The sequence below is a fragment of the Anoxybacteroides tepidamans genome (assembly GCF_014201465.1).
GTDB lineage: Bacteria > Bacillota > Bacilli > Bacillales > Anoxybacillaceae > Anoxybacteroides > Anoxybacteroides tepidamans.
This window is the reverse complement of record NZ_JACHEP010000004.1, coordinates 62,583-86,989: the sequence shown is the minus strand read 5'-3', so window position 1 is coordinate 86,989 and position 24,407 is coordinate 62,583. Positions and strand designations below refer to the sequence as shown.

21 protein-coding genes and 1 pseudogene are annotated in these 24,407 nt (G+C 35.8%); all 22 read right to left on the bottom strand.

Annotation, left to right across the window (positions count from 1 at the left end; all coding sequences use genetic code 11):
* Window positions 1–212: 212 nt before the first annotated feature.
* The 22 genes and pseudogenes from HNQ34_RS06370 to HNQ34_RS06270 all read right to left on the bottom strand — a co-directional run bounded on the left by HNQ34_RS06370 (window position 213) and on the right by HNQ34_RS06270 (window position 24,399).
* Window positions 213–1,115, bottom strand: coding sequence for an RpnC/YadD family protein (locus HNQ34_RS06370; RefSeq protein ID WP_246363871.1), 903 nt, complete (start codon window positions 1,113–1,115; stop codon window positions 213–215).
* A 94-nt stretch (window positions 1,116–1,209) separates the two neighbouring features.
* The gene (locus HNQ34_RS06365; RefSeq protein WP_183252745.1) at window positions 1,210–2,730 is read right to left on the bottom strand and encodes a YifB family Mg chelatase-like AAA ATPase; all 1,521 of its coding nucleotides are present in this window, start codon (window positions 2,728–2,730) and stop codon (window positions 1,210–1,212) included.
* Between the two features lies 1 nt (window position 2,731).
* Complete coding sequence (locus tag HNQ34_RS06360; protein WP_183252743.1) at window positions 2,732–3,304, bottom strand: transposase; 573 nt, start codon at window positions 3,302–3,304, stop codon at window positions 2,732–2,734.
* A gap of 328 nt (window positions 3,305–3,632) precedes the next feature.
* A complete protein-coding gene (locus HNQ34_RS17270; protein WP_019418134.1) occupies window positions 3,633–3,740 on the bottom strand; it encodes a putative holin-like toxin in 108 nt (35 codons plus the stop codon).
* A gap of 218 nt (window positions 3,741–3,958) precedes the next feature.
* Window positions 3,959–5,365, bottom strand: a complete 1,407-nt coding sequence (locus HNQ34_RS06355) for an undecaprenyl-phosphate glucose phosphotransferase (RefSeq protein WP_183252741.1) — start codon at window positions 5,363–5,365, stop codon at window positions 3,959–3,961.
* 1 nt (window position 5,366) lies between these two features.
* Complete coding sequence (locus HNQ34_RS06350; RefSeq protein WP_183252738.1) at window positions 5,367–6,236, bottom strand: glycosyltransferase family 2 protein; 870 nt, start codon at window positions 6,234–6,236, stop codon at window positions 5,367–5,369.
* Window positions 6,237–6,318: 82 nt separating this feature from the next.
* Entirely contained in the window at window positions 6,319–7,167 is an 849-nt protein-coding gene (gene rfbD, locus HNQ34_RS06345; RefSeq protein ID WP_183252735.1) for a dTDP-4-dehydrorhamnose reductase, read from the bottom strand.
* Window positions 7,167–8,186 carry a dTDP-glucose 4,6-dehydratase gene (gene rfbB / locus HNQ34_RS06340; RefSeq protein WP_183252732.1) on the bottom strand — a complete coding sequence of 340 codons (1,020 nt, stop codon included), beginning with the start codon at window positions 8,184–8,186 and terminating at the stop codon, window positions 7,167–7,169. Before rfbB ends, rfbD begins: the two co-directional genes overlap by 1 nt.
* A gap of 15 nt (window positions 8,187–8,201) precedes the next feature.
* The gene (gene rfbC, locus HNQ34_RS06335) at window positions 8,202–8,753 is read right to left on the bottom strand and encodes a dTDP-4-dehydrorhamnose 3,5-epimerase (RefSeq protein WP_183252730.1); all 552 of its coding nucleotides are present in this window, start codon (window positions 8,751–8,753) and stop codon (window positions 8,202–8,204) included.
* The gene (gene rmlA, locus HNQ34_RS06330) at window positions 8,740–9,639 is read right to left on the bottom strand and encodes a glucose-1-phosphate thymidyltransferase RmlA (protein WP_183252728.1); all 900 of its coding nucleotides are present in this window, start codon (window positions 9,637–9,639) and stop codon (window positions 8,740–8,742) included. The genes rfbC and rmlA overlap by 14 nt, the downstream gene beginning before the upstream one ends.
* 231 nt (window positions 9,640–9,870) lie before the next feature.
* Window positions 9,871–10,912: pseudogene (locus HNQ34_RS06325) on the bottom strand (IS630 family transposase).
* A 98-nt stretch (window positions 10,913–11,010) separates the two neighbouring features.
* Window positions 11,011–11,937, bottom strand: coding sequence for an NAD-dependent epimerase/dehydratase family protein (locus HNQ34_RS06320; protein WP_183252727.1), 927 nt, complete (start codon window positions 11,935–11,937; stop codon window positions 11,011–11,013).
* Window positions 11,934–13,178, bottom strand: coding sequence for a rhamnosyltransferase WsaF family glycosyltransferase (locus tag HNQ34_RS06315; protein WP_183252725.1), 1,245 nt, complete (start codon window positions 13,176–13,178; stop codon window positions 11,934–11,936). Before HNQ34_RS06315 ends, HNQ34_RS06320 begins: the two co-directional genes overlap by 4 nt.
* Window positions 13,175–14,173, bottom strand: coding sequence for a glycosyltransferase family 2 protein (locus HNQ34_RS06310; protein WP_221277322.1), 999 nt, complete (start codon window positions 14,171–14,173; stop codon window positions 13,175–13,177). Before HNQ34_RS06310 ends, HNQ34_RS06315 begins: the two co-directional genes overlap by 4 nt.
* Window positions 14,170–15,474 (bottom strand): glycosyltransferase family protein, encoded by a 1,305-nt coding sequence (locus tag HNQ34_RS06305; protein ID WP_183252723.1) that lies wholly within the window; start codon window positions 15,472–15,474, stop codon window positions 14,170–14,172. The genes HNQ34_RS06310 and HNQ34_RS06305 overlap by 4 nt, the downstream gene beginning before the upstream one ends.
* A gap of 5 nt (window positions 15,475–15,479) precedes the next feature.
* Window positions 15,480–16,331 (bottom strand): glycosyltransferase family 2 protein, encoded by an 852-nt coding sequence (locus tag HNQ34_RS06300; protein ID WP_183252720.1) that lies wholly within the window; start codon window positions 16,329–16,331, stop codon window positions 15,480–15,482.
* Window positions 16,319–17,506 carry an ABC transporter ATP-binding protein gene (locus HNQ34_RS06295; protein WP_183252718.1) on the bottom strand — a complete coding sequence of 396 codons (1,188 nt, stop codon included), beginning with the start codon at window positions 17,504–17,506 and terminating at the stop codon, window positions 16,319–16,321. The genes HNQ34_RS06300 and HNQ34_RS06295 overlap by 13 nt, the downstream gene beginning before the upstream one ends.
* A gap of 16 nt (window positions 17,507–17,522) precedes the next feature.
* Window positions 17,523–18,329: an ABC transporter permease gene (locus HNQ34_RS06290; RefSeq protein WP_409978357.1), complete on the bottom strand. Its 807-nt coding sequence runs from the start codon at window positions 18,327–18,329 to the stop codon at window positions 17,523–17,525.
* Window positions 18,330–18,373: 44 nt separating this feature from the next.
* Window positions 18,374–19,357: a glycosyltransferase family 2 protein gene (locus HNQ34_RS06285; protein ID WP_183252714.1), complete on the bottom strand. Its 984-nt coding sequence runs from the start codon at window positions 19,355–19,357 to the stop codon at window positions 18,374–18,376.
* 6 nt (window positions 19,358–19,363) lie between these two features.
* A complete protein-coding gene (locus HNQ34_RS06280) occupies window positions 19,364–20,944 on the bottom strand; it encodes an O-antigen ligase family protein (RefSeq protein ID WP_183252711.1) in 1,581 nt (526 codons plus the stop codon).
* A gap of 22 nt (window positions 20,945–20,966) precedes the next feature.
* Window positions 20,967–21,449, bottom strand: a complete 483-nt coding sequence (locus HNQ34_RS06275) for a tetratricopeptide repeat protein (RefSeq protein WP_183252709.1) — start codon at window positions 21,447–21,449, stop codon at window positions 20,967–20,969.
* A gap of 244 nt (window positions 21,450–21,693) precedes the next feature.
* Entirely contained in the window at window positions 21,694–24,399 is a 2,706-nt protein-coding gene (locus HNQ34_RS06270; protein WP_183252706.1) for an S-layer protein, read from the bottom strand.
* Window positions 24,400–24,407: the final 8 nt, after the last annotated feature.

Below are 24,407 nucleotides of genomic sequence, written 5' to 3'. Positions count from 1 at the left end.
ACGCCTCTAACAATAGCGAATGAAGCAGCTTATACACATTCCTAAAAATAAAAGTCGCCCCAGCTCCAAAATGGAATCGAGTCGTTCGTTCAAAGTTATAATATATGTTTCAAATGCTGGTTGATGCGAAAAAAAAGAAACAGAGAGCCACTCAACGACTCTCTGTTTCTATCAATCTTCGACAATCTTCGGGGCGTGACAGGCACGCTACCCTACCCCATATTCTTTTGTTTTTCTAATACGACATCAATTAAATAATCCATTTCTTCTTTCTTCTCCGCTCGATACAAATCATCTAATAAGTGATGCAACAAATACAAATCAGTAATAAGGTCTACTTTGTTTTGCATCGGTTTACTTTCCAAACCTAATCTTGCGCTTAAATATTTTTTTATTGCCTGCTGGCTTTCATTGATTCTTGCTCTTTCTTCCGCCATTCGGATCACTCTCGCCATACTTAACACCTCCATTAGTTTTTCTACATACTCCTTATCAATAAACTTGTCGGAAACCGCAATAATCGTTGCCAATAAACGTACTTGTTTTTCCTCATTTTTGATCCGTTTCGCAATTTCTACTGTTTCAATCGCTCGTTCGGAACGATTGAGGGAACTTCGCATTAATGGGAGGAAAATGAGATGCAGCTCATCTAGATCCGTAAGCTCTTCCCCATTTTCGACTTTCGTCCACAAATTTTGAATAATGGCATCACCATTATATTTTTTCATCAACACCGCTTGTGCCTCATATTGAACAGAACCGTAGCTTTTTTGTTCTAACACTTTTTCCACATCGGCTCCATAAATGACTACTGTCTTAATAGGCTTTTTATACCTTTCATACGCACTCACATCATATTGAAGAAATCGATCCAAATCTTTCTCATCAAACGTCGTTTGAAACTCAAGATGCAAATACGTATCATCTGCAAGCAAAAATAGAAAGTCCATTCTTCGATCATTAACCGCAATAGTCGGCAAATCCGTTGCTTCTACCCGAACAATCGGAGCAGTACGAATCCCATAGAAATCCAGAACCTTTTCTTTAAATTGAGCAGTCATGTTACGGAATATGATATCATAGTTATTATATGCAATATCCGTTTGCTCACTCATCATTACACTTCCTTTCCCTTTATTTTACTACAAATTTTTCATGAAATAAACATAGGCAGCCAATCACTCTCCCTATCTCCGCTCAAAATTGCAATCAACACCCTCCCTTCATATTCCTTTCTTGACGTCCTTCTTTTATTCTCCGAAACGCCATCGCCTTCCATAACGATTCATCGGTGATGTCATCGGCTCCTGTTAAGTCGGTAATAGTGCGAGCGAGACGAATGATTTTTGTTTGCACGCGGTTGCTCCAGTCATTCGTAGCCGCCCAATGTTGAAACAGTTGCTGTTGACCTTTCGTTAGCGGACTTTTCGCAAGCAGTACGTCAATCGGCACACGTCCGTTCGTTACTTCTTCCCCATATCGTTCGTATTGTCTTAAACGCGCGGCCTCCACCCGACTGCGAATCGTTTCCGAACAGTCTACTTGTTTTGATTTTTGAGTCAAATCCACTGCTTCTAACGATAACAATATATCGATGCGGTCGTAAATCGGCCCTGAGATGCGCTGGCGATATGCTCGGATTTGTTTCGGGCTGCATAGACAATATCGCTTTTTTGAACCGAAATATCCGCATGGGCATGGATTCATCGCCCCGATCAAAATAAAATGTGCTGGATACGTCACCGTCGACGAAACGCGGCTAATCGTTACTTTGCCCGTTTCTAACGGCTGGCGAAGCATGTCCAACGTCTTTTTCGTAAATTCCGCCATTTCATCAAGAAATAACACCCCGCGATGAGCAAGAGAAACTTCTCCCGGCTTCGGATGTGTTCCTCCCCCAATCAACGCAACCGATGATGCAGAGTGATGCGGATGACGAAACGGTGGGGAGGAATCGTTTTTCGGTTCTCCTGCTAGTTGGTATAAACTAAGCACTTCCAACTGCGCTTCATGGGAAAGGCGCGGCAAAATCGTCGGAAACGTCTCAGCTAACAAACTTTTCCCACATCCTGGCGGTCCGATCATTAACACGTTATGTTCCCCTGCTGCGGCAACTTCAAGCGCATACTTTGCATGTTCATGCCCAATGATATGTTGAAAATCGCGGTGATTGTTTTGTGGAACATCAGCGACTGAAGGAAGATGAAAAGTTGGAGAAATCGTTTGTTGCCCTTTTAAGCATTGTACAACTTCATCTAACGTTTGAACGAACACACAATTGACATGTTGCAAGTGATGAAGGGGTAGGGTAGGATCGTATGGCGCATATACTTGCTCAAACCCAAGCTTTTTTGCCGCTAAAATGGCTGGTAACATCCCATCGACAGACTGAATGGCTCCATCTAATGACAATGAGCCTAGAAACGCAATATGTGGCGGAACTGGCTGTTCGAGCTTTCCTTTTACTTTTAAAATGCCAATCGCCATTGCTAAGTCAAACATCGGGCTTTGTTTTTTTCGCTCTGGCGGCGACAAATGGATGACAAGTTTTTGCTTCATCACATCGCACCCAAATGCATGCAATGCCGCAACGACTCGCTCCTTTGCTTCTTTCACCGATGTATCGGGCAATCCAACAATCACAACGGAAGGCATTCCCGGTAGTTCTCTCACTTCCACTTGCACACGATACCCTTCCATCCCACGCAAACCGATGCTACAAACTTTCATTTTATTCCTCCTTGACGCAGTTCGGTACAACATCCTCTTTCACAAACTGCACATATTTTTTCTTTTTCTCAACCATCGTTCCAGAAAAATAACGAAGGAGTACATCGATGTTCATAAATGAAGGCAATGCGGGAGATTGGTGATAAAAATGGAAACTGCTCCAGCGATAATGTTCGGGGAGATGTACCATACGTGCCTCGACAGGGTTGAGATGAATATAGCGACTGACCTCTAACATCCCTGCGTCATCGTCAATGATTTTACTGAAGTAGCGCTTTTCAAACACATGACCGGTTAACCCGTAACGTGTATTATAATAATTGGCGTATCGTTTATTAATAAATGCCATCACTTTCGAAATGGATTCCTGTTGCGAACGGAGCTGCAAATGGAAATGATTCGTCATGAGGCAATACGAAGCGAGTTCAAACGGAATTTTTTCATGAAGCTGTTCGAGGATATACAAAAACGCGCGGAAATCATTTGCTTCTTTAAACAACGGATCACGCCGGTTTCCACGGCACACAATGTGGTAAAACAAATGCGGCACCCAAATCCGCCTCGCCCGACCCACATTTTTCACCTCACATCAACTTTCTTGCGTATCCTTTCGACAAAAACGGGCAAAATCCTGCATCGAAAGAAAAATTTTTTGATACTCTGCACGCAAAACTACTCTCTCGACGGGTGACAGGCACGCTACCAACGGGTGACACTCATCCCACTTGTCAAACCAGCTATATCATTTGTATAATATAAGCAGATATTTCATAAAATAAAAAAAGCTGAGTGCGGTGAACACTCAGCAGGCAACTACATGCCGCAAGAAGAGCGGCTGACCTTTAGATGCGTAACAGATAAAAAGAAATAACCGTTTCACACCTTTGGTCGAGGGGGGACGGTTATTTCTTTTTGTTTATATAGACGACGATGGTGACAGTCAATGTTAGCATTCCGATGAACACTAAGCTGAATTGCGCAATAAGACTCAATGCTTCATACGTCGTCATATTCCCACCTCCCTCCATCGGGGAAGTGGTCAACCGCCCACCCTGCTTATGTAGTTGCTACGGAGATAGTAACATTTTTCTATCACTCTCGCAATTTCAACAACAGCTGCCACAAAAAATGCCACAGCACATCAACAAAAATGCAGAAAAAGAAACAGAGAGCCACTTAATGACTCTCTGTTCTTATCAATCTTCGGGGCGTGACAGTGGAGTGAGCCTTAATATGCATTCTTATTCACTAATCCATTCGAAATCGTTTTAAAAATAATTTTAATATCAAACAACAGGCTCCAGTTTTCGATGTAGAAGATGTCATGCTCGATGCGAGCCTTAATGGACGTATCTCCACGCAATCCACATACTTGCGCCCATCCGGTGATGCCAGGACGAACATGGTGCTTGATCATATATTTAGGAATTTCCTCTTTAAACTTTTCAACGAAATAAGGACGTTCAGGTCTTGGACCAACGACGCTCATATCACCTTTTAATACATTAAAGAATTGCGGCAGTTCATCCAAACTTGTTTTCCGCAAAAATGCTCCAAACTTTGTCCTCCGCGGGTCATTTTCCACTGTCCACTGTGTATCAGAAACAGACTGAGGCAAATGCTTCATCGAGCGGAATTTGTACATATAAAACGTTCTTCGGTTCAGTCCAACCCGCTCTTGCTTAAAGATAATCGGCCCTGGCGAAGTCAGTTTGATTCCAATCGCGATCAATAACATAATTGGAGATGTGACAATAATAGCAACAAGTGAAAACACAACATCAAACGAACGCTTCAATATGCGATTTCTTAACTCATCCAACGGTACGTCCCTTACATTAATGATCGGTAAATCCCCGAAAATCTCGAAATGAGGAACAGCTGGAAGCATATCATAAAAATCAGGAATAATCGAAACTCGAACTCCCATTTTTTCACACACTGCAATAATTTCTCGATATTTCGGATATGCTTGCAGAGGAAGTGCAACAATTACTTCGTCAATTAACTGGTGGCTCAATACATGCTCAAGATCAGCAGTTTGTCCAATAATCGGTTTATAATGAGCAAACTCCGGTGCATGCTTAGTGCGAAAGTCATCTAAAAACCCAACGACCTCCAACCCGTATTCCGGATGCATTTGAAGATTTTCAAAATACTTTCTGCCAATCGATCCTGCACCAATAATTAAAACAAACTGTTTGTTATACCCCTTTTTTCTTAACTTGCGGAGACTTTGTTTTACAACGTAACGATAGATCGAAACTAACGTCAAATTCCATGCAAAATATAGCAATAGAAACGACCGCGACACATCAACAGTTTTAAAAGTAAAGAGCACGCTTAATAAAATAAACATGCTCAACGTATGTACTTGCAATACCTTCGCTAACTCATTAGAAAACTTCTCTTTCCGTTTAGGCGCGTACAATTCTACTAAATATCCTATTACAATAGCAATAGCGCCATAAACGAAGCTCCAAAACCAATAATCTTCCAATGGCAAATGACCGCCAACACCGTCGTGAAATACTTTAAACTTCAGCACCCAAGCTAAGAAAAAAGCGCCTTGCATCATTGCAAAATCGACAAAAGCATAAAGCTTCGTTAAAAACCGCTCTCTCCCTCTAATCACCTTAACCACCTATTTTCCGAAAAGTGTTAATTATTGCAGAAAGTATGAACTTGGCTGCTATGCCCATATAAACGAAATAATTCACTATAAATGGATATTTTCTAGCATAATGCTTCTTATGGAATAAAAACATAGCCCGATGAAATTCATAAACAATTTTAAAAGGTTTCTTTTTACTGCTTGCCCCTTTGTAATGGATGATGCTTGTAAATGGGCAATAATAAATCTCCCAACCCGCCTGTTTGATTCGATAGCACCAATCGATATCTTCACCGTACATAAAAAACTGTTCATCTAATAACCCGACTTGCTTAATCACTTCTCTGCGCACGATCATAAATGCCCCTACCAAACAATCGATTGGATGCGGTTCGTTCAAATTCATATAGCCGAGATGATATTGATTAAATCGCGGACTTTTTGGGAAAAGTCTCGCCAATCCCACTAAGTAGTAAAAAGAAGCCTCCGGAGTTGGAAATCCCCGATGACAAGCCCGGTCTAATTCTCCATTCGGCAAAACAACCTCGCATCCGCTCGCTCCAACCTTCTTATTTTTATCCATAAATTCTATCATTTTCTCAATGGTATCTTCTTTTACAATTGTATCAGAATTTAACAACAAAATATAGCGTCCTTTCGACAATTTTATTGCTTGATTATTTGCCTTTGAAAATCCTACATTTTGTTTATTTTCAATCACCGCCACATTCGGGAACTTTCCCTTGATGATATGGACGGAATTATCCGAAGAATGGTTATCTACAACAATAATTTCATAACTATACTTTGTCTTAGATTTTAAGATAGACTCAATCGCCCCAACTGTTAGTTTCGGTGTATTATAATTAACGATAATAACGCTAATATCCATTGTTTCACCTGCTTGTAAAAAAATAATCCGGCCTAACTAACCGGATTATAGTAAATAATTGATCTATTGTAAATATATCACTTCAAATCCTAAAATCAGTTTTTAAAAATTCTTTCAACGCTTCACGCCAATGTCTTAACATTGGAAACCCATTCACCTTCATCGCAAAATTGTCTAATACAGAGTATTTAGGGCGTGCTGCCGGTCTAGGAAATTGTTCCGTCGTAATTGGATTTACCTTCACCTTGATATTACTTTCTTCAAAAATCGCTTTCGCAAACTCGTACCAAGAACATGCCTCACTATTTGTCGCATGATAGATTCCAAATTTCTCAGTTTGGACTAATTCAATAATAAAGTGGGCTAAGTCAACCGTATATGTAGGAGAGCCAATTTGGTCATTGACAACACCGATTTCTTCTTTTTCTTTCGCCAGTCGAAGCATGGTTTTGACAAAATTTTGTCCAAACTCACCGTATACCCATGCCGTTCTCACAATAAAATATCGAGAACATAACGATTTTGTTAACTCCTCACCAACGAGCTTAGATTTTCCGTATACTCCCAACGGATTTGTTTGATCATATTCCCTATAAGGAATCGCTGAATTCCCGTCAAATACATAATCGGTACTAATGTAACATATTTTCGCTCCAACTTTTTCCGCTGCCACCGCCAAGCTTCTTTGTCCAAACGCATTCACTAAATAAGCTGTTTCTTCTTCTATTTCCGCTTGATCTACTTTTGTATAGGCAGCAGCGTTTATGATGATATCAGGTTTAATCTTTGTAATAACTTCATTTACTATGCTCTCATTCGTAATATCCAAATCACTTTTTGTAAACGAATATAGTTCAAAGTTCGTTTGCTGTAGTTGCCTTACAAGCTCTTGACCTAACTGCCCATTTGCCCCAGTGACAACAATCTTCATTATAATCTCCCTAACTTCTGTCCATATTGTCTTTCATAATACTCTTTGTATTCACCTGATAAAATGTTTTCCCACCAAGAACGATTTTCTAAATACCAGTCAATCGTTTTCTTTAATCCTTCTTCGAACGCATATTTCGGCTTCCATCCTAACTCTTTACGGATTTTTGTCGCATCAATGGCGTAGCGTCGATCGTGACCAAGGCGATCTTCAACAAATATAATGAGCGATTCAGGTTTGTTTAAATATCGTAAAATTGCCTTTACTACTTCGATATTCGTTCGCTCATTATTGCCGCCAATATTGTATACTTCTCCATTTCTTCCCTTATGTAACACTAGATCAATCGCAGAACAATGATCTTCCACATGAAGCCAATCACGAACATTCAAACCATCACCATAAACAGGGAGCGGTTGATCGTTTAAGGCATTAATAATCATCAACGGAATTAACTTTTCTGGAAAATGGTAAGGGCCGTAATTATTAGAACATCTTGTAATATTCACTGGCAATCCGTATGTTTCATGATACGCCCGTACTAAAAAATCTGCACTAGCCTTGCTCGCACTATATGGACTGTTTGGAGCTAACGGTGTTGTTTCCGTAAAATAACCCGTTTCTCCTAATGTTCCATATACTTCATCAGTGGAAATCTGTATATATTTTTTCACACCATACTTTTTCGCTGCATCAAGCAACACTTGAGTGCCTTGAATATTCGTTCGTACAAATACTCCCGGATCAGTAATACTGCGGTCTACATGCGACTCAGCCGCAAAATTCACAACCGCATCGATACCTTCTGCAAACAATGATTCAATCAATTCCCGATCCGTAATATCGCCTTTCACAAATCGATAATTCGGCTCATTTTCAACTTCTTTTACATTTTCCAAATTCCCTGCATATGTAAGTGCATCTAGATTAATAATCTGATAGCTTGGATATTTTCGAACCATGTAATTGACAAAATTACTGCCAATAAAACCTGCTCCACCTGTAATCAATACTTTCATCTGCATTTCCTTCCCTTAATAAATGAAATTGTTTTCTGCTTCTGCTAGCCTAGGATGCTTACTGTCTTTTTCAGACAAAATAGGAGAATGAGTAGGCCAATCAATCTTTAAATCTGGATCGTTCCAACAAATTCCTCGGTCATGTTCTGGTGAGTAATAATTATCTACCTTGTATAGCACCTCTGTATTCGGCACAATCGTACAAAACCCATGAGCAAAGCCCTTGGGAACTAACAATTGCCGCTTATTCCCTTCACTTAAAATAAATCCTTGCCATTTTCCATAAGTTAGTGAACCTTTACGAATATCAACAATCACATCATAAATCGCTCCACGAATCACCCGAACTAGCTTTGTTTGAGCATAAGGCTCTAATTGGTAATGAAGTCCTCTCAACGTTCCGACTTCTATCGATAAAGAATGATTGTCTTGAACAAACTCGTAATTGAATCCTAATTCTTTGAAAACTTGATCATTGTAACTTTCCATAAAGAACCCACGATGATCACCAAACACTTTAGGCTCTATAAGAAAGGCATCTTTAAATCTTGTTTCAATAATTTTCAACTAACTCACCTTCTTTACTAACCCGATTGGCAATATCGAGCAAATATTGCCCATAACCGTTTTTCTTCAAAGGCTCGGCTAATTTTAGCAGCTGCTCTCTCGAAATGTAACCTTTGCGATACGCAATCTCTTCCAGACACGCTACTTTTAAACTTTGCCTTTTCTCAATTGTTTCAATAAAAAGCGAAGCCTCTAATAGCGATTCATGCGTTCCCGTATCTAACCAAGCAAAACCGCGCCCAAGCAATTCAACATGAAGGTCTCCCATTTCCAAATATGCCTTGTTCACATCCGTAATTTCAAGTTCTCCACGAGCAGAAGGCTTAAGCGACTTAGCGATGTCAATAACACGATTATCATAGAAATATAAACCCGTCACCGCATAGGTAGACTTCGGATTTTCCGGCTTTTCTTCAATAGAAATAACTTTACCATTCTTGTCGAATTCGACTACACCAAAACGTTCAGGATCTTTTACATTGTATCCAAATATAGTCGCTCCACGCTTTCTCGATGCAGCTCGTTCCAACATCTCCGTAAATCCATGACCGTAAAAAATATTATCACCAAGAATAAGAGCCACATGATCATTACCAATAAACTCTTCCCCAATAATAAACGCTTGTGCCAGCCCATCAGGCGATGGTTGAACAGCATAGGATAAAGATATTCCTAAGTCACTTCCATCACCAAGAAGCTGTTCAAAGCGCGGCGTATCCTCTGGAGTGGAGATGACAAGAATGTCGCGAATACCCGCGAGCATTAAAACGGATAATGGATAATAGATCATTGGTTTATCGTATATTGGTAATAACTGCTTTGATATTGCCTTTGTCAAAGGGTATAGGCGTGTGCCGCTGCCGCCGGCCAAAACGATGCCTTTCATATTTACCTAATTCCTTTCTTTGTAAATTATCCTAAATGAATTTTAACAATAAATGCATACAATTATTGTTCACTATTAAGGTCATTTATAAGTTTTTAGTTTCTTCTAAAACCCGTTTTATAGAACTGATTTTATATAGTATTTGAGCGCTCAAAATATCCTAAAGTCCGTTTTTCACATAATCAATCAAATTACTTTAATCAGAGGTCATATATAAGTTGAATTAAAGATTTACAATCGGACGCACAGCCAGTCGATTGTTTGTTCTGGGTGTTGGTTGATCCGTTGAATGAACGCTTGAACATTTGCTCGGATTTCCTGCACCGTCGAATAGAACACGTTGTAGATGACATCCGATTTCAGCCATTTCCATAATCCCTCGATCAAATTCAACTGAGGACTGTATGGTGGCAAAAATACCAACTCTAATCAATCTTCGTGTTCTTCCAAAAATGGTTAAATGAGTTTGGCATGATGAATACGAGCATTATCTAAAATCATGACGATTTTGCCCGTTGGATAACGCTCTAATACAAGCTGAAGAAACCGAAGGAATGTTTCGGCGTCATAGCGCTCTTCTTCAATCCAAAACACGTCACCTGTTTCATAATTTAATGTGCCAATCAACTTCACACCTTGATGTTTCCCAAACGTCGGTATGATTCGTTGCTTTCCCTTGACAAACCATGTCTTTTGAATAGCTTGGTAATCACGAATCATTGATTCATCTTGAAACAGAATGTGGGAGATCTCTCCATTCAACAGTTTTTTTAACATCTGGAAATGTAGTTTCGATAAGCTCTTTCTGTTTCTCTTCATCGGCATTGGCTAGCGTATAGATCGGTTTGGTGTAACTTAAACCTAATCGATGAAGGATTTCGCTTGTTCCGCGAATGGTATACGTTTGCCCCCATTTCCGTTGAATGAGTTCGGTGATGATCGCTAGCGTCCAATTGTATTTCGCTTCAAATCCTACATCAATAGGAAGCTGATGTTCGATGATATGTGCTAATTCTTTTTCCTGATGCGGAATCAGTTTACGCGGAGCACCAGGTGAATATTTCATATCTAATCCATCCGAGCCGTGTTGGGTATACGTATTGACATAGTTATAGATCGTTTTCTCCGAGCGACCGATAATCTTTGCGATTTCTTCCTTTGCGTACCCTTGCAAATGAAGATAGATGGCTTGGTAGCGCTCGTACATGCGTTTACTTTTCGTTTCTTTCATTGCGATCCATAGCCTTTCGATTTCATGAATATAGCTCATCATATTCTCTCCGTTCCTTTTTGCTTTCTCTCATTATTTGACATGGAACGTGAGAAAACCTTTATTTCAATTTATATAGTTCAAGTTTTTTGCTTTGTTACTTAAAATATATTTTTTGTTAAAATAGTGTTGATGTATCTACTGATTCCTTCTTCTATACTAATTTTAGGCTCATAACCAACCGTGTTAACCAATTTTGAAATATCTAATATATTTTTTAATACATTAGTTTTTATAGGCGGCTTTTCTAAAATTGTGATTTTTTTACCCAATATTTCTTCAACCAAGGAAATCAGCTGCTTAATAGATGTTCCCTTTCCAGAGCCCAAATTCAAAGTCTCATTATAAATATCTAAGTAGATAGTTTTATAAATCAACTCACTTAAATCATCTATATAAATATAGTCTCTAATTGTATTTATACTTGCCCATAACTCAAACGGTTCGTTATTGACAGCTTTATAAACAAGAGTAGGAATAATTCCTTGATTTTTATTAGGAATATTAATTCCACCGTAGGGATTAGAAATTCTAAAAATTAAATAACGAAAATGGGAAGCCTCATTATTTTTTATCCTAATTAACTGTTCAAAAAAAGCTTTTTGTAAACCGTAAATACTAATTGGATTGAGAATTTCATTTTCACTTATATAATTCTTATTTACATTTCCGTATACAGTCCCTGCTGAAGAAAGAAATACAAATTTTTGTATATACTTTTCAGAAAGAAAGTTAAGTAAATTTATGAATGGTATATAGCTATTCTCTATATCATTTCGTAAGTCCATAAAATAATTGTTAGCGTTAATACTACCTATTGCATAAATCACCGTAGTCTCTTCATTAAACATATGTTTATAGCTATTTATATTTTTTATATCATCTTCAATAAATTCTATCTCTTCTTCTAAAAAATTGGAGTATACAGACTTTCTGCCAATAACACTTACGTCGTAATTTTTTTTACAAAAATAATTAGCTAAATTTAACCCCAAATAACCACAGCCTAGTATAAGAATTCTTTTCATTTTTCCTCCAATATACTTACAATAAATTTATAAACCTTATCTACTTCCTTAGACCAAGAAGTTTCTTCCAAAAACTTCTCTGAATTGAGTATAAGACTTTCTCTATACTCTTTATTTTTTAACACTTTTTCCAAGGATTCATTGATACTACTAGTCGTCGCTTTAGTATATACTAGCAAGTTTTTGTTATTATCAATCCAAGAATTATTACTACCTTCGTTTATTATAACTGGGCAACCAGAAGCGAGCAGTTCTAAAGGAAGAAGAGATAAATTTGTAAAAGAGAGTATTAAAGCTACATCACATTGACTATATAAATCAGGCAATTCCTCAATTTTCACTATTCCAGCGTTTAAATGTTTAAATGGAATTTCGTATTCCGAAACATCCCATCCAGCCATAACTACTTCTGTTTCAGGGTTATTTTCACAGTAGACAGATAATGCTAAAAGACCTAGTTCAAACCCCCTTCTATCAGTTGGAGGTCTTGAATAAAAGAAAATTCGAGTTTTTTCAGGATCCCTTCTCTTTTTTCTTTTATATATATCCTTATCATACGAAAAGCTAAAGCTTTCACACTTCATTCCATATGAATTACTTAATTTTTCTTTTAGCCAAGTCCCAGCTGTTATTCCGTAAAAATTAAATCTATATGTTTCCTCAGCAAAAGCATAATTGCTCCCTTTAGGATAAAAGTATGGCTCAAAATCCTGTACAAAGTAGGCTTTCTGTGAACATTCGCCAAATGCTCTCACATAATATGCAGTCTGCCAAGAAGTCGCAATTGCCAAATCATATACTTGATTAATCTCGTATATTTTTTCTGGAGTATTTAGAATATAATAGTTAGCATTGGTTTCGAAAAAATATTTATTAACAATTTCTTTTAATGTTTTAGTATCTCTCCATTGTGTGTTACCGCATATATATATGTCAGATCTTACTTTGTAATTCTTTTCGAGTAAATGAACAAACCTAAATATATTTAAATGTCCCCCTGACCCTATTCCGAAATCGGGAATGAACCAAGCAATTCGAATACAATCTCCTTTTTTATATTTTATTTTCGGCGGGTTTTCTTTTAACAAAATATAGGAATAAAACTCATTTATATCTCTTTTTATTAGTACTTTTTTTGTTCCTCTTAATACTTTAGATTTTATAATTCTGAGCCCTCTATACATTCCTTCATTCTTTAGTATGTTTATGACCTTTCTCAAGTTATAATATAAAACCCTCATGCCTCTCTATCTCCATTTATTATTCTATATTCTCTAGAGAAAATTTTATTTAAAATATTAAACCTATTCCCCTTTACACCCAAATATGCTCCTAAATATCTGTTTGTATTCTTTAAAATTGAATAGATTGACCATTTTATTTTTTCTCTAAACAAAATATTTTGGTTAAACAAAAAACACATATCAGAAAACCAGTGTTTACAAATATAAATTGGAATAAGAAAGACGCTTTTCACAGGTATATAATTGTATATATTATTCAAACCTCTATATTCATCATAATATCTCCGAAACTGCTCGCGAAAAGAGTAACGATGAGAATGATAAACTATTGAATAAGGAGTATATGCTTTTTTATAACCTCTTTCTATAATTTGTTTTGCCCACAATTGATCCTCTGCAAAATCCACATCTGGATAAGGTATTTTTTTCCATATAGATTTTCTCATAGCAGAAGAATTGTCAGAATAAAAACAAAGCATATGTCTATAGCCTTCATCTAATTTGTAGCGTTGTTTATCTTCCAGATAGTGTACAGTAATTTCTTCACCAAAACCTTGAAAATGCCTATTAATTAATTCTTTTTCAAAAATATCGCAATCATCATAAGGAATATGTCTACCAAAAACCCCTGCTATATTATCATCAATTTCAAAAGGAACTAATAAATTTTCAAGCCAATAATTATCATACGGCAAAGCATCTTGTGTTAAAAAAACTAAAATTTCTCCTTTTGCTCTTGAAGCTCCTAAGTTTCTAGTCTTCCCATGCCCAAATTCTCGAGGTTCTATTTGTAATAGTCTTACATTATTTCTCTTATTCATTTTAGATCTAACAAATTCGACAGAGCCGTCACTTGATCCTGAGTCGATTATTATAATTTCAAACGTTCCATCTCTCAATTCCTGTTCTAACACTTTATTCAATACTTTCTCAAAAATTTGTCCCCCATTTTTAACAGGAATGATAACAGATGCTCTTATTTTTTGGGTCATTTTTTATTTTCCCCTTTTCGAAATCTTCTACTCAGATAATAGAAAATACTCGACATAATTTTACTTTCTTCTGATTGTAAAGACATTATTTTTTTACGATAATCCACTAACATATTTTCTAATGTTTTTACAGAGTTGGTTAATTGTTCTATTTCTTTTTGTTTTAAAGACACTTCTCTCTCTAATCTTCTCCACATAGATTCCGCATGGTTTACTCTCTTCCAAAGTTGTTTATTCTCTTCAACACACTCTACATATAAATAACTCTTCTTAAGTTCTCTAACATAAACATCCAAATATTTATTAATAGTTATATTAGAGATTAAGCTATTTTCTTCTGAATTTACTTCACTGCTCGAGTCTAATCCTATCTTTTCTAGAACCTTAAAAATATTTTTATCTAATAAATATTTATTAGAAGCAAGATTGTAAAAATATTCTCTTCTATTAAAAGCTTTCTCAAATCCTTGTAAGATATCCCTATAAATTTCCTGACTTTCCCTTCGTTTTCCTGTACATCTTCCAGAAAAATTATAGTACTCTGCTCTAGAAAAATTCTTCTCATCAATCCAACCTGGTCCACCGAAATAATCATAACAATAAAAAGGAATACCAGCAGCCATTGCCATTTGAATGGTTCTTCCAATAGTAATTACTAAATCATATTCAGCTAATTTTTGGGCAGTAAGTAAGGTGAAGTTATGCCCATGTCCATATAAATCAACCTTAACATTATTATTTTCAAAAGTAGTAACTAAATCATAAATTTCCTTAGGAATATGATTTGAAACAACACAAATTTTTTCTAATTTACATTGCTTCCACTTTTGAAAAACATTAAAATATTCTCCACTTACTGAATTGTGAAAAATAAAAATTTTATCAGAATCTATCCCTTGTTTCATCATGGCATCCCTAGTTTCTTGAGAATTAGCTAGATACAGATTAATATTAAAAGGTATTAAAGGAATAGATTCTAGTGGTTCAAAAGGAGATAAAGAACTATATATTATTTTGTCGGCTTTTACACCCAACTTATAGATTGAATAATAGAAAGTGGGGAAATGCTGAGACCAAAGCAAGTCATACTCCTTATTTTCTAATTCACCTTCAAGAACATTAATAACTGTAATATTATTTTCAATAAATTTTTGCTTTATTGGATTATCGAATAAAAAACTAATTACAGTAACATCATAACACAAATAATCTTTAAAAAATTTGGCTAAATCAAAAATAACCAATTCTGAACCAGCAAAATTTTTTAAATGATGGGTAGTAAGCAATATTTTTGGGGACATATATATCACCTTGGATGAATTTTGATAGCATTACTAAATAATGATTCTCCCCACTCATATAATGGGGTCCCAAAGTCCGACTCTAAATGTATTGCTTTCCCCTTCCTTTTCTCCCATTTACAACCATATGGATGATAAGGAAAATGGTTTATGTAATAATCACAAGTTTCCTCCCAATGTTTTACTGATAGAGATTTTCCATAATGTTGACAATAAAATCGGGTAATAACTTTAAGATTCGAATCATATTGGGGTTCCCTTGAATCGTCAAGCTCATAATATATTTTATTTTTATTCATTTTCCAAAGCATAACAATGTCTCTTCTCTCTGGACCAAAATACCTTCTAAAATTCAATAAAGGTTGTCCTTTACAGTATGGTTCACAGTTATTAGGAGTTAAATAAGCATCAAATAATGAAATTCTTATTAAATCAACATCTTGTGCCTCTTCGCTCTGAACAAAACTTCTTATGTCTCCAATATATCTTTCATCTGCATCGGCACAAAAGATCCACTTTGGGTTGAACGTATGTGCAAGATTTAATAGTTTTCTTCGATGAACAGTTTCTGCTTTGATTCTTTCTTCTGCACTTTCAGCCCAATTAAAATTTCTTATTATAGCAATAACCTTAGGGTGACGCTTTAAGTACTTAAAAGTTGAGTCAGTACTCGCATCATCATAACAAATTATTGCATCTGCGAAACTAGAAATATGATCCAATGTATCTTCAATAATTAACTCCTCATTCCTTATCCTTAATATACAGATAATAAGTATATCTTTAGGAACTCGGTTTCTAAATAAATATAACTTTTCTTTCCTAAATCTTCGAAACAAACTCCCTAATATATCCATAGATGCTTACTCCTAAACTTTCCTTCAGCTAAAGGAATACCATTTTTATTTTTTTTATTTTCAACTTGGAACTCTAAAACGTAATCCTGTCTATCATAAGGAAACATTGATAACTCATCAGAAATTATTACCGAACCATAGTATGTACCTTTTACAAAATCATTTTGAGGTATTTTTAAACAAAAACTTTTTATCGGTTTATCAAAATATATATCATCCCTTACAGTATTGTATAAAGTAACAATGTTACCTTGTTCATCATATATAATTACTCCTATACCGTAATCCTTTATATATTCGTTAAATTCTAATTCAATATTTATATAGATATCATCATCCAAAGTATATAAAAATTTGTCAGTTTTAACATTTTTAATGTAAATTTTATTCAAAAAATTACTATTTAACCTTTGCACGCTCAAATATCTACTCTTCTGACTATTAATATAATTTTGGTACTCGCTACAGACTACATCGGCTTGACCATCCATCTTTACTTTTCCTTTTTCTAACCAAATAGCTCTGTCACAAAAATTTCTAACACTTGATATAGAATGACTTACAAAGAAAATAGTTTTATTTTTCCTTCTAAATTCTTTCATTTTAGTAAAAGATTTTTCCTGAAAATACATGTCTCCTACAGATAGTGCTTCGTCGACTACTAAAATATCAGGATCTACATTAATCGCAACTGAAAATGCAAGTCGAGCGTACATTCCACTTGAGTATAGTTTTACTGGATAGTTTATAAAATCACCTATGTCTGCAAATTTAATTATCTTATCTAAATTGCTCTCTATCTGTTTTTTTGTTAAACCAAGTAAAGATCCGTTAAGATAAATATTTTCAATTCCAGTATATTCAGGATTGAACCCTGCACCTAATTCTAGAATAGAAGACACTTTCCCATTGACCGATACTTTCCCTTTAGAAGGTTTTAGAACTCCTGATATTATCTTTAACAAAGTCGATTTTCCTGAACCATTTAGCCCTAAAACTCCTACTGTCTCTCCTTTACTCACTTTAAAAGAAATATTGTCAAGCGCATAATGCTCTTTGTGATACTTTTTCCTTGAAAAACTGATTGCTTCTCTCACTCTATCTAAAGGGTTTTCGTATAGTTTGTATATTTTAGTAAGATTTTCTACTATAATCGCTTCTTCTCTGTTAAACATTTTCCCATCCACCACCCTAAATCACATCGGCAAAATGAGGTCTAAGTTTTCTATAAAGATATGTACCTAGACCTATCGTAAAAAATGTTACACCCCAAAAAAACAATGTCTGACGGGGATACTGCCAAAACCAAGCGTTATATATAAACGAATTCCTATATCCTTCTACAACATAATAAAATGGATTTAGTTTAATGAGTAAATGATATTTTGATGGCAAAAGATTTAATGACCAAAAAATTGGAGTAATCCAAAAAGCTATTTGTAATATTAATGCTAAAAACTGCCCTAAATCCTTTACAAAAATGATTAAGGAAGAGGTTATTAACGAAATTCCATATACGAGAGTTATTGTACATAAAATATAATAAATTACTTGTAAATTATAAATCTTGGGTTTGTACCCATAGAAAGAAAAAAATAACAATAGAACTAAAACGAAAAACAAATGAATAATTAAAGAAGAGCATATTCTTACAAAAGGAAGAATATTTAATTTAAAAACCACATTCTTTACAAGAAACTTATTATCTAAAATAGATGTAGAAGAATAACTAATAGAATCTGAAATAAAAAACCAAGGTATCATCCCTGTCAATAACCATAGTATAAATGGATAGTTGTTAACTGGCACAGATTTAAAACCTACTTCGAATATAAACCAAAAAACCCCTATGTTAACAAGTGGAGGAAAAAACGCCCAGAATAACCCTAAAAAAGAGCCTACATATCTATTTTGTAAATCTTTTTTTATTAATTGAATTAGTATATATCTATGCTCCCTAATAACTTTAAAATTATTTACTAAAAAATTAACAGACACCATAAATTCCTCCATCTACAACTTTAAGCGTTTAAATAGAGCTACTATAGTTTTAAATATTTTATTATTTTAAAAAAACAAGAGCTATTATTTCTTAAGAATGTAAAGAGGAGAACTTCAAATATAAACAGAAGGAAATCAAATTTGGCTAATTTTAGGTACTTAAGTAAGTTTCTTAAAGATATCTTATTACTTAAATCTAATCTCATTTTTGCAATTTCAATATGATAATATACGATTTCTTTGTATTCACCTGTTAACCATAAATTCGATAATATAAATTCGTATCTATTGAACTGTTTCTTTATCCTATAATATACATAGTCATCTATAGTATAAATGTTACTAAGTCTTTTTTTACCTATCTGATTATTTGGATGCATTCTATATAAAACCATTGGATCGTGGATATACCCTATTCTTCCTCTTGCAGCTGCACAAATAGCGAGCCAATGGTCGTGTACATACTCATCGTAACTTGGAAAAGGTATCGCACTCTTCGCAACATCAGTCCTAATCATCATTGCACATCCTGTGACGCTATTTCTATTAATTAGGTGAGCAAAAGTATTGTCACCATGGACATGTTTTAGTCTAAAATTGCTTCTCTTAAAACTCTTATGAATGATACGATCATTTTCATCTATTAAGCTCAAATCAGAATATACGAGTGTGCAATGATGTTTCGTGATGTGACTCACTAAGCGCTCCACCTTTTCAGAAAGCCATATATCATCTTGATCGCAGTAACAAATATAATCGCCATTGGCTTCTTTTGTTAGTCGCTCAAAGGTCTTATTGCTCCCAACATTCTTTTCATTTCTTATTACCTTGCATGGAAACCTAGAGATAATATTTTCCGCCGTTTTCTTTACTTTTTCATACTCTGCATCATTAGCACTATCATCACAGATGATGATTTCAATATTTTCGTACGTTTGATTATTCAAGCTTTGCAACTGTTTCTCGAAAAAATCTGTACGCGGAAAATACGTAGCAACCACAATCGAAACCAATGGCATCTCCATTTAAAATCAACTCACTTTTTCCTGCTTATTTTGCATAAGGAAAGAAACTAACAATCCAAGCAATATCCAGAATATTACGGCTGTACCGATGATGGAATCGTTAAATAACGCCTGAATGAGATACGCACCACAAGCGATAGCGACGCTTGCGAAAATAGCTTGTTTATCATCAACTAATTTCGTATTGATCAAACGTTGTATTGTCAATATCCCAATGTTGACAATGAAAGCAACAAACGCAAGCAGGGCAATCACACCAGCTCCGTAAGCAATACCGATGTACATGTTATGCGGCTTATCGACTATAACAGTATATGTCTCGATATTGGCTTGCTTTTCAGGGTCATCTTGCGGGAAAAAGTAAGGAAGTGTATCAAGACCGTATCCAAATAATGGACGATACTGAATAAGTTCCCACGTTTTTTTCCATATGTATAAACGTCCCGATCCAGGACCAACTCCTGATTCAGGAAGTTGTGGAAGTTGATACTCCTTATTTTCTTGATTCGATCCTGTTTTCGCATATACATGACTTGCATCAAAAGCTTGCTGGAATTCATTGACTACAGCACGAGCTTCCGCAAACGGATTGCTTTTTATAAAAAACCCAAACGTTTCATCCCATACTTTCGGATTATGGTTTACCATGACAACATAAATGCATGCTGCTCCGACTAAAAAAACGGCAAAAGTAACTGCGAATTTACGTTTGTATATTGCTTTAAAAACAAGCGAAAAGACAAGCGGAAGGGTAAGCATTAATGTAAGAAATCCACTAACCGAAAGAGAACTTAACAACATCGCAAAACATAGTAAAGACATCACGAAATTTATAATACTTCTGATCTTATTTTTATCTAATAATGCCCAAGTGAAGAAAAGGGTCGTAAGAACAGCCGAAACCCCACTTACATAGTTCCCGTGGTTAATGGTCGCAAGTAACCGCGAACCTTCCGTCAATTTTGCGCCTTGGGGAAGATTTGAGTAAAGCAATTTTTTCACCCAGTTTAATTCGAGTACGTTATAACCGTAAAAATTAACAATCCCCAACAAAGCGTTAATCAGCACAAATGGGTATAGGCAATATAACGCCCATTTTAGCCTCTTCTCTGTATAATGAATATTCGCAGCGATAAAAAACAACATTAAATAACAAAGATACGTAATAGCCCCCTCGTTTCTGTCATACATTCCATAAAGGGCAAGCGTCTTATACGGCGCAAAAACAACCGACAAAGTAATAAAGATCGCTAACAAAGCTAACGATATGTTTATTTTTGTTTTTGGTATAGAGTATCTAAGCACGGCAACCTTATATATAAATAGTAGACTTAAACATGCAGTGGAAATTAGCAATAAAATGTGTTTGTAATAAGTAAATACATCTGCTTTCTTTCCCGTATCCAAAATATCCGTTTCCGTAATGGACGGGCTGATATAATCGGTAATATGTACTCTTGTTAATAATGGAACAAAGACTAAAGTAAAGATGAGTCCGAAAAACAAGAATCGATCTACTTTTTCTATTTCAAGCCTGTCTTCTTCCTCATCGCGCTCAATTTTTAAATATCTATATAAATCAGACATAGCCATCCACCTTATGTAGCGATTATTTTGTTCGTTTATGAATGAGGGTCAGAAGTTCATCAATTCTAGAATGGTAGTTTTCGGATCCCGGCAGCTGCTTACTTTTTTCGAGATATGCCTTCGCCTTTGCGTACTCCCCATTAAAATACAAAATCTCGCCGAACTGTAATGTGAAAATCGGATCTTCCTGCAGGAAAGGCCGTTGTGTAATAGCTTTTTCATAATAAAGAGATGCGCGTCGAAAGTCGTTCTTCATCGCATAGGCTAACCCAACATAGCGCATAATGTTATAACGGTCCGGATATTTCTTTAAAAGCGGCTGCAATAATTGCAGCGCTTGCTCCCCATTGCTTTGCTTGATCCATTCAAAAGCTTGCTGATACTGAATATAATCCTGCTTAAACTGCTGGTCTTGCCGTTCCCCTTTCCAATAAGCATAGCCAATACCAGCAAAAACAAAAACGATCAAACCAAAGAATACATACCGATTGAGTCTTTCGCTCATTGTTTATTCGCCTCATTCTACTAAAAATCGACAATCCTCTACCTGTAAATTTTAGTAGATTATTATCAATAAAGCAAGTGTTTCTTCAAACAAATATACCCATGATCTCTAAAAAAGGGTAAATTTATTCAAATTTTATACAATAAACAGAGCAAGATATCATTAGAGTATAAGTAAAAAGTCCTGCAAGAGAGATATCTCTCTGCAGGACTTCTCATTTTGAAACAATCACACACCTAAAATATTATTTTGCAACGTTTACTACGTCACTTGAAACAGTGTTACCTACAACAGTTGGAGATGCACCTTCTGCACTAACATCAACTAGGTTCGTTGCGCTTACAGTAATTGGTTTAGTTAAGTCAGTTACAGGAGTTGCTAATTTCAAGTAAACAGTTTTATAGCCAGTATTACCAGTTGCAGATACTGGAGTTGTAGCAGCGCTATCAGTATAAACTCCTGTTACATTATTTAATGTACCATCAACTTTAACTGTAAAGTTGTTACCAGTAATAGCATTTGAAAGTGTAGAATGTGCAACAGGCTCGCTGAAAGTTACTTTAATTACATCTGCGCTAGTTAATGTTGCAGTGAATGTTGGAGCTACGTTTTCATTCATGGATTCTGTCGTAGTAACAGTATCCATTGCAATACCGGACACGTTTTTAATGTTGCTAACTGTAATTACATGAGTACCTGTCCACGTATTAGCCCCTGGAGCAAGAGTTACAAGAATTTTATTCGTTGCTCCATCAAACACAGCTTTTGATAAAGCTACTCCGTTAATATTAAAGTTAGACAAGTTAAGCGCAGAAGCATCTAAGTTTTGAGTAAATGTGAAACGTAAAGTGTTGTTGTCTACTACTTCAACACCGTTCGTACTAACATTAGTATCAAGAGCAGGTTTTGTTGTTAAGCTATCTGTGCCACGCACAAATGTAATTTGTTTACCTTCAGCATATGCATTAGGGTTCGAAGCTAAGTCTTTAACTAAAGCTGTTGCTCCTGTTGGTAAAGTAACTGTATATGTTCCTTTTGGTAAAGAAGAAATATCTAATGCAACAGATTTAGATTTACCATTTACAGGATTGTACAATTTGAAGTTTGTACTATTTGTTGTAAGTGTCACACCAACTTGTTTGCGCACATTGTTTTCATCAACATAATAGTCGTTGCTTGACACAACAGTAATATTATTCTGAGTAGTTACTTCCTCGTCGAATGTAAGAACAAGATTTTCAATACCATTTATTTTCACTACTTGACTGCTTACTAGTTTTGGAGCAGTTGTGTCAGCTTTCAATTCTACTACTTTCGTGTAAGCATCTCCTACGTTACCTGCAAGGTCTGTATAGCTGCTTACTTCAACTGCTTGAATCCCAAGTTGAGCACTATTCAATGTTGCTGTATAAACTAAACCTGTAGAATCAACAGAAACGGAAGCAGCAGTAGTACCGCCAATTTTAATTGTTGGATTACCTAATAATTTTTCACTGAATGTAACTTTAACAGTCTTGTCGTTTACTGCTTCAACGCTTTGAACAGTAGGTTTAGTTGTATCAACAGTAGTTTTCATAACTGTTAGCTCTGCTGGGTTTGGATTAATTACGTTTCCGTTATAATCAACAGCGCCAAAGATTTTCAATGTTAAGGCTTTATTTACTGGCACAGACGAAGAAGCTAAGTTAATTGTCATTTCATCGCTGCCAGCAGTAAAGCTTGGAGATACTGAAATTTCAGTCGTTCCATCATAAAGCTTCACTGTACCAACGCTATTTAACGGCTCAGAGAATTTAACTTTTAACGTTAAGCCGTTATCTGCATAAGAATAAGATAGAACCGCAGGTCTTACTGAATCAGTTGTATCAATCGTTGTTGTGTACGCAGGAACATCCTTGCCATCAGTTGTTTTAACGTTCTTAATATCAACAACGTAACGTTTTGTAAAGAAATCACTGTTAGCAGCAACTAATGTCAAAGTTTTCTTATCATCGCTTAAAGATGCTTTAATATCTGTTTGGCTGATAGCAGGTTGCCCATCAAGCGCAGTAAACACAATTGAAGTAGTCTTCAACGTGTCATCAGACGTATCAGTAGTACCTTTATCAACTAATACAGTTGAAGCATCAATTGGTTTATTAAATTTGATTTGTACTGTTCTAGAGTTAACCGCACTTACACCTACAACTGCAGGAGCAACTTTCGCCTCATACGCAGCTTTTACAGTTGCTTGTTTTGTAGTTAAGTCAGCTTTGAACGCAGTTGCTTTCGTTAATGCGTCTTGAGCTTCTGCTAATGCTTTTTCAGCTGCAGCTAGGTCGCCTTTGTTTGTTGCTTCTTCAGCTGCTTTTAATTTCATAGAAACAGTTACGTCATAGATTAAGCTGTCGCGAAGTTGTTGCGCAGCTGCTTTGAATTGAGAGCGAAGCAAGTCGCGAGTTGTTTGACCGTAAACACGATCTAAGATTACTGTGCGAGATTTTAACTCATAAGAAATTTTGTGATAAAGCTCTTCTACTTTTGCAAGATCTTTCGCATCAACAGCAGCTTGCAATTCTTGGCGCATTGCGTCTAATTTCACTGCATAGTTGTATGCGTCAATGTAAGGAATTACACGTGAAGTAATGTATACTTCATATGTAGCTTCTAAGTCAGCTAAGTATGCGTCTTTGTTTGCGCCGCCTGCTTTTTTCACTAATGCTACCGCATCAGCATACGCTTTTTTCGCTTTGTTGTACTCAGCATATACAGCTTTGATGTCTGCAAATTCACCAGTGTTTGTTACTGTGTGGCTGTAAGTGTAATATGCATTTCTCATTTGCGCTTTTGCTTGGCTTACAACCGCATCTACATTAGTAGCCGCTTCAGAAGCGTTTGGGTTTGCAGCTACGAATGCACTTGCAGCAATTGCGCTTGCTGTTGCAAGTTTGATAGCTTTCTTTTTGCTCATATAATACG

What these genes read in the sequence shown, in the direction of transcription:
- HNQ34_RS06370 (WP_246363871.1), bottom strand. Translation starts at nt 1,115, where the DNA reads ATGAGTGAGCAAACGGATATTGCATATAATAACTATGATATCATATTC.
- HNQ34_RS06365 (WP_183252745.1), bottom strand. Translation starts at nt 2,730, where the DNA reads ATGAAAGTTTGTAGCATCGGTTTGCGTGGGATGGAAGGGTATCGTGTG.
- HNQ34_RS17270 (WP_019418134.1), bottom strand. Translation starts at nt 3,740, where the DNA reads ATGACGACGTATGAAGCATTGAGTCTTATTGCGCAATTCAGCTTAGTG.
- HNQ34_RS06350 (WP_183252738.1), bottom strand. Translation starts at nt 6,236, where the DNA reads ATGGATATTAGCGTTATTATCGTTAATTATAATACACCGAAACTAACA.
- rfbD (WP_183252735.1), bottom strand. Translation starts at nt 7,167, where the DNA reads ATGAAGATTGTTGTCACTGGGGCAAATGGGCAGTTAGGTCAAGAGCTT.
- rfbB (WP_183252732.1), bottom strand. Translation starts at nt 8,186, where the DNA reads ATGAAAGTATTGATTACAGGTGGAGCAGGTTTTATTGGCAGTAATTTT.
- rmlA (WP_183252728.1), bottom strand. Translation starts at nt 9,639, where the DNA reads ATGAAAGGCATCGTTTTGGCCGGCGGCAGCGGCACACGCCTATACCCT.
- HNQ34_RS06320 (WP_183252727.1), bottom strand. Translation starts at nt 11,937, where the DNA reads ATGAAAAGAATTCTTATACTAGGCTGTGGTTATTTGGGGTTAAATTTA.
- HNQ34_RS06315 (WP_183252725.1), bottom strand. Translation starts at nt 13,178, where the DNA reads ATGAGGGTTTTATATTATAACTTGAGAAAGGTCATAAACATACTAAAG.
- HNQ34_RS06310 (WP_221277322.1), bottom strand. Translation starts at nt 14,173, where the DNA reads ATGACCCAAAAAATAAGAGCATCTGTTATCATTCCTGTTAAAAATGGG.
- HNQ34_RS06305 (WP_183252723.1), bottom strand. Translation starts at nt 15,474, where the DNA reads ATGTCCCCAAAAATATTGCTTACTACCCATCATTTAAAAAATTTTGCT.
- HNQ34_RS06300 (WP_183252720.1), bottom strand. Translation starts at nt 16,331, where the DNA reads ATGGATATATTAGGGAGTTTGTTTCGAAGATTTAGGAAAGAAAAGTTA.
- HNQ34_RS06295 (WP_183252718.1), bottom strand. Translation starts at nt 17,506, where the DNA reads ATGTTTAACAGAGAAGAAGCGATTATAGTAGAAAATCTTACTAAAATA.
- HNQ34_RS06285 (WP_183252714.1), bottom strand. Translation starts at nt 19,357, where the DNA reads ATGGAGATGCCATTGGTTTCGATTGTGGTTGCTACGTATTTTCCGCGT.
- HNQ34_RS06280 (WP_183252711.1), bottom strand. Translation starts at nt 20,944, where the DNA reads ATGTCTGATTTATATAGATATTTAAAAATTGAGCGCGATGAGGAAGAA.
- HNQ34_RS06275 (WP_183252709.1), bottom strand. Translation starts at nt 21,449, where the DNA reads ATGAGCGAAAGACTCAATCGGTATGTATTCTTTGGTTTGATCGTTTTT.
- HNQ34_RS06270 (WP_183252706.1), bottom strand. Translation starts at nt 24,399, where the DNA reads ATGAGCAAAAAGAAAGCTATCAAACTTGCAACAGCAAGCGCAATTGCT.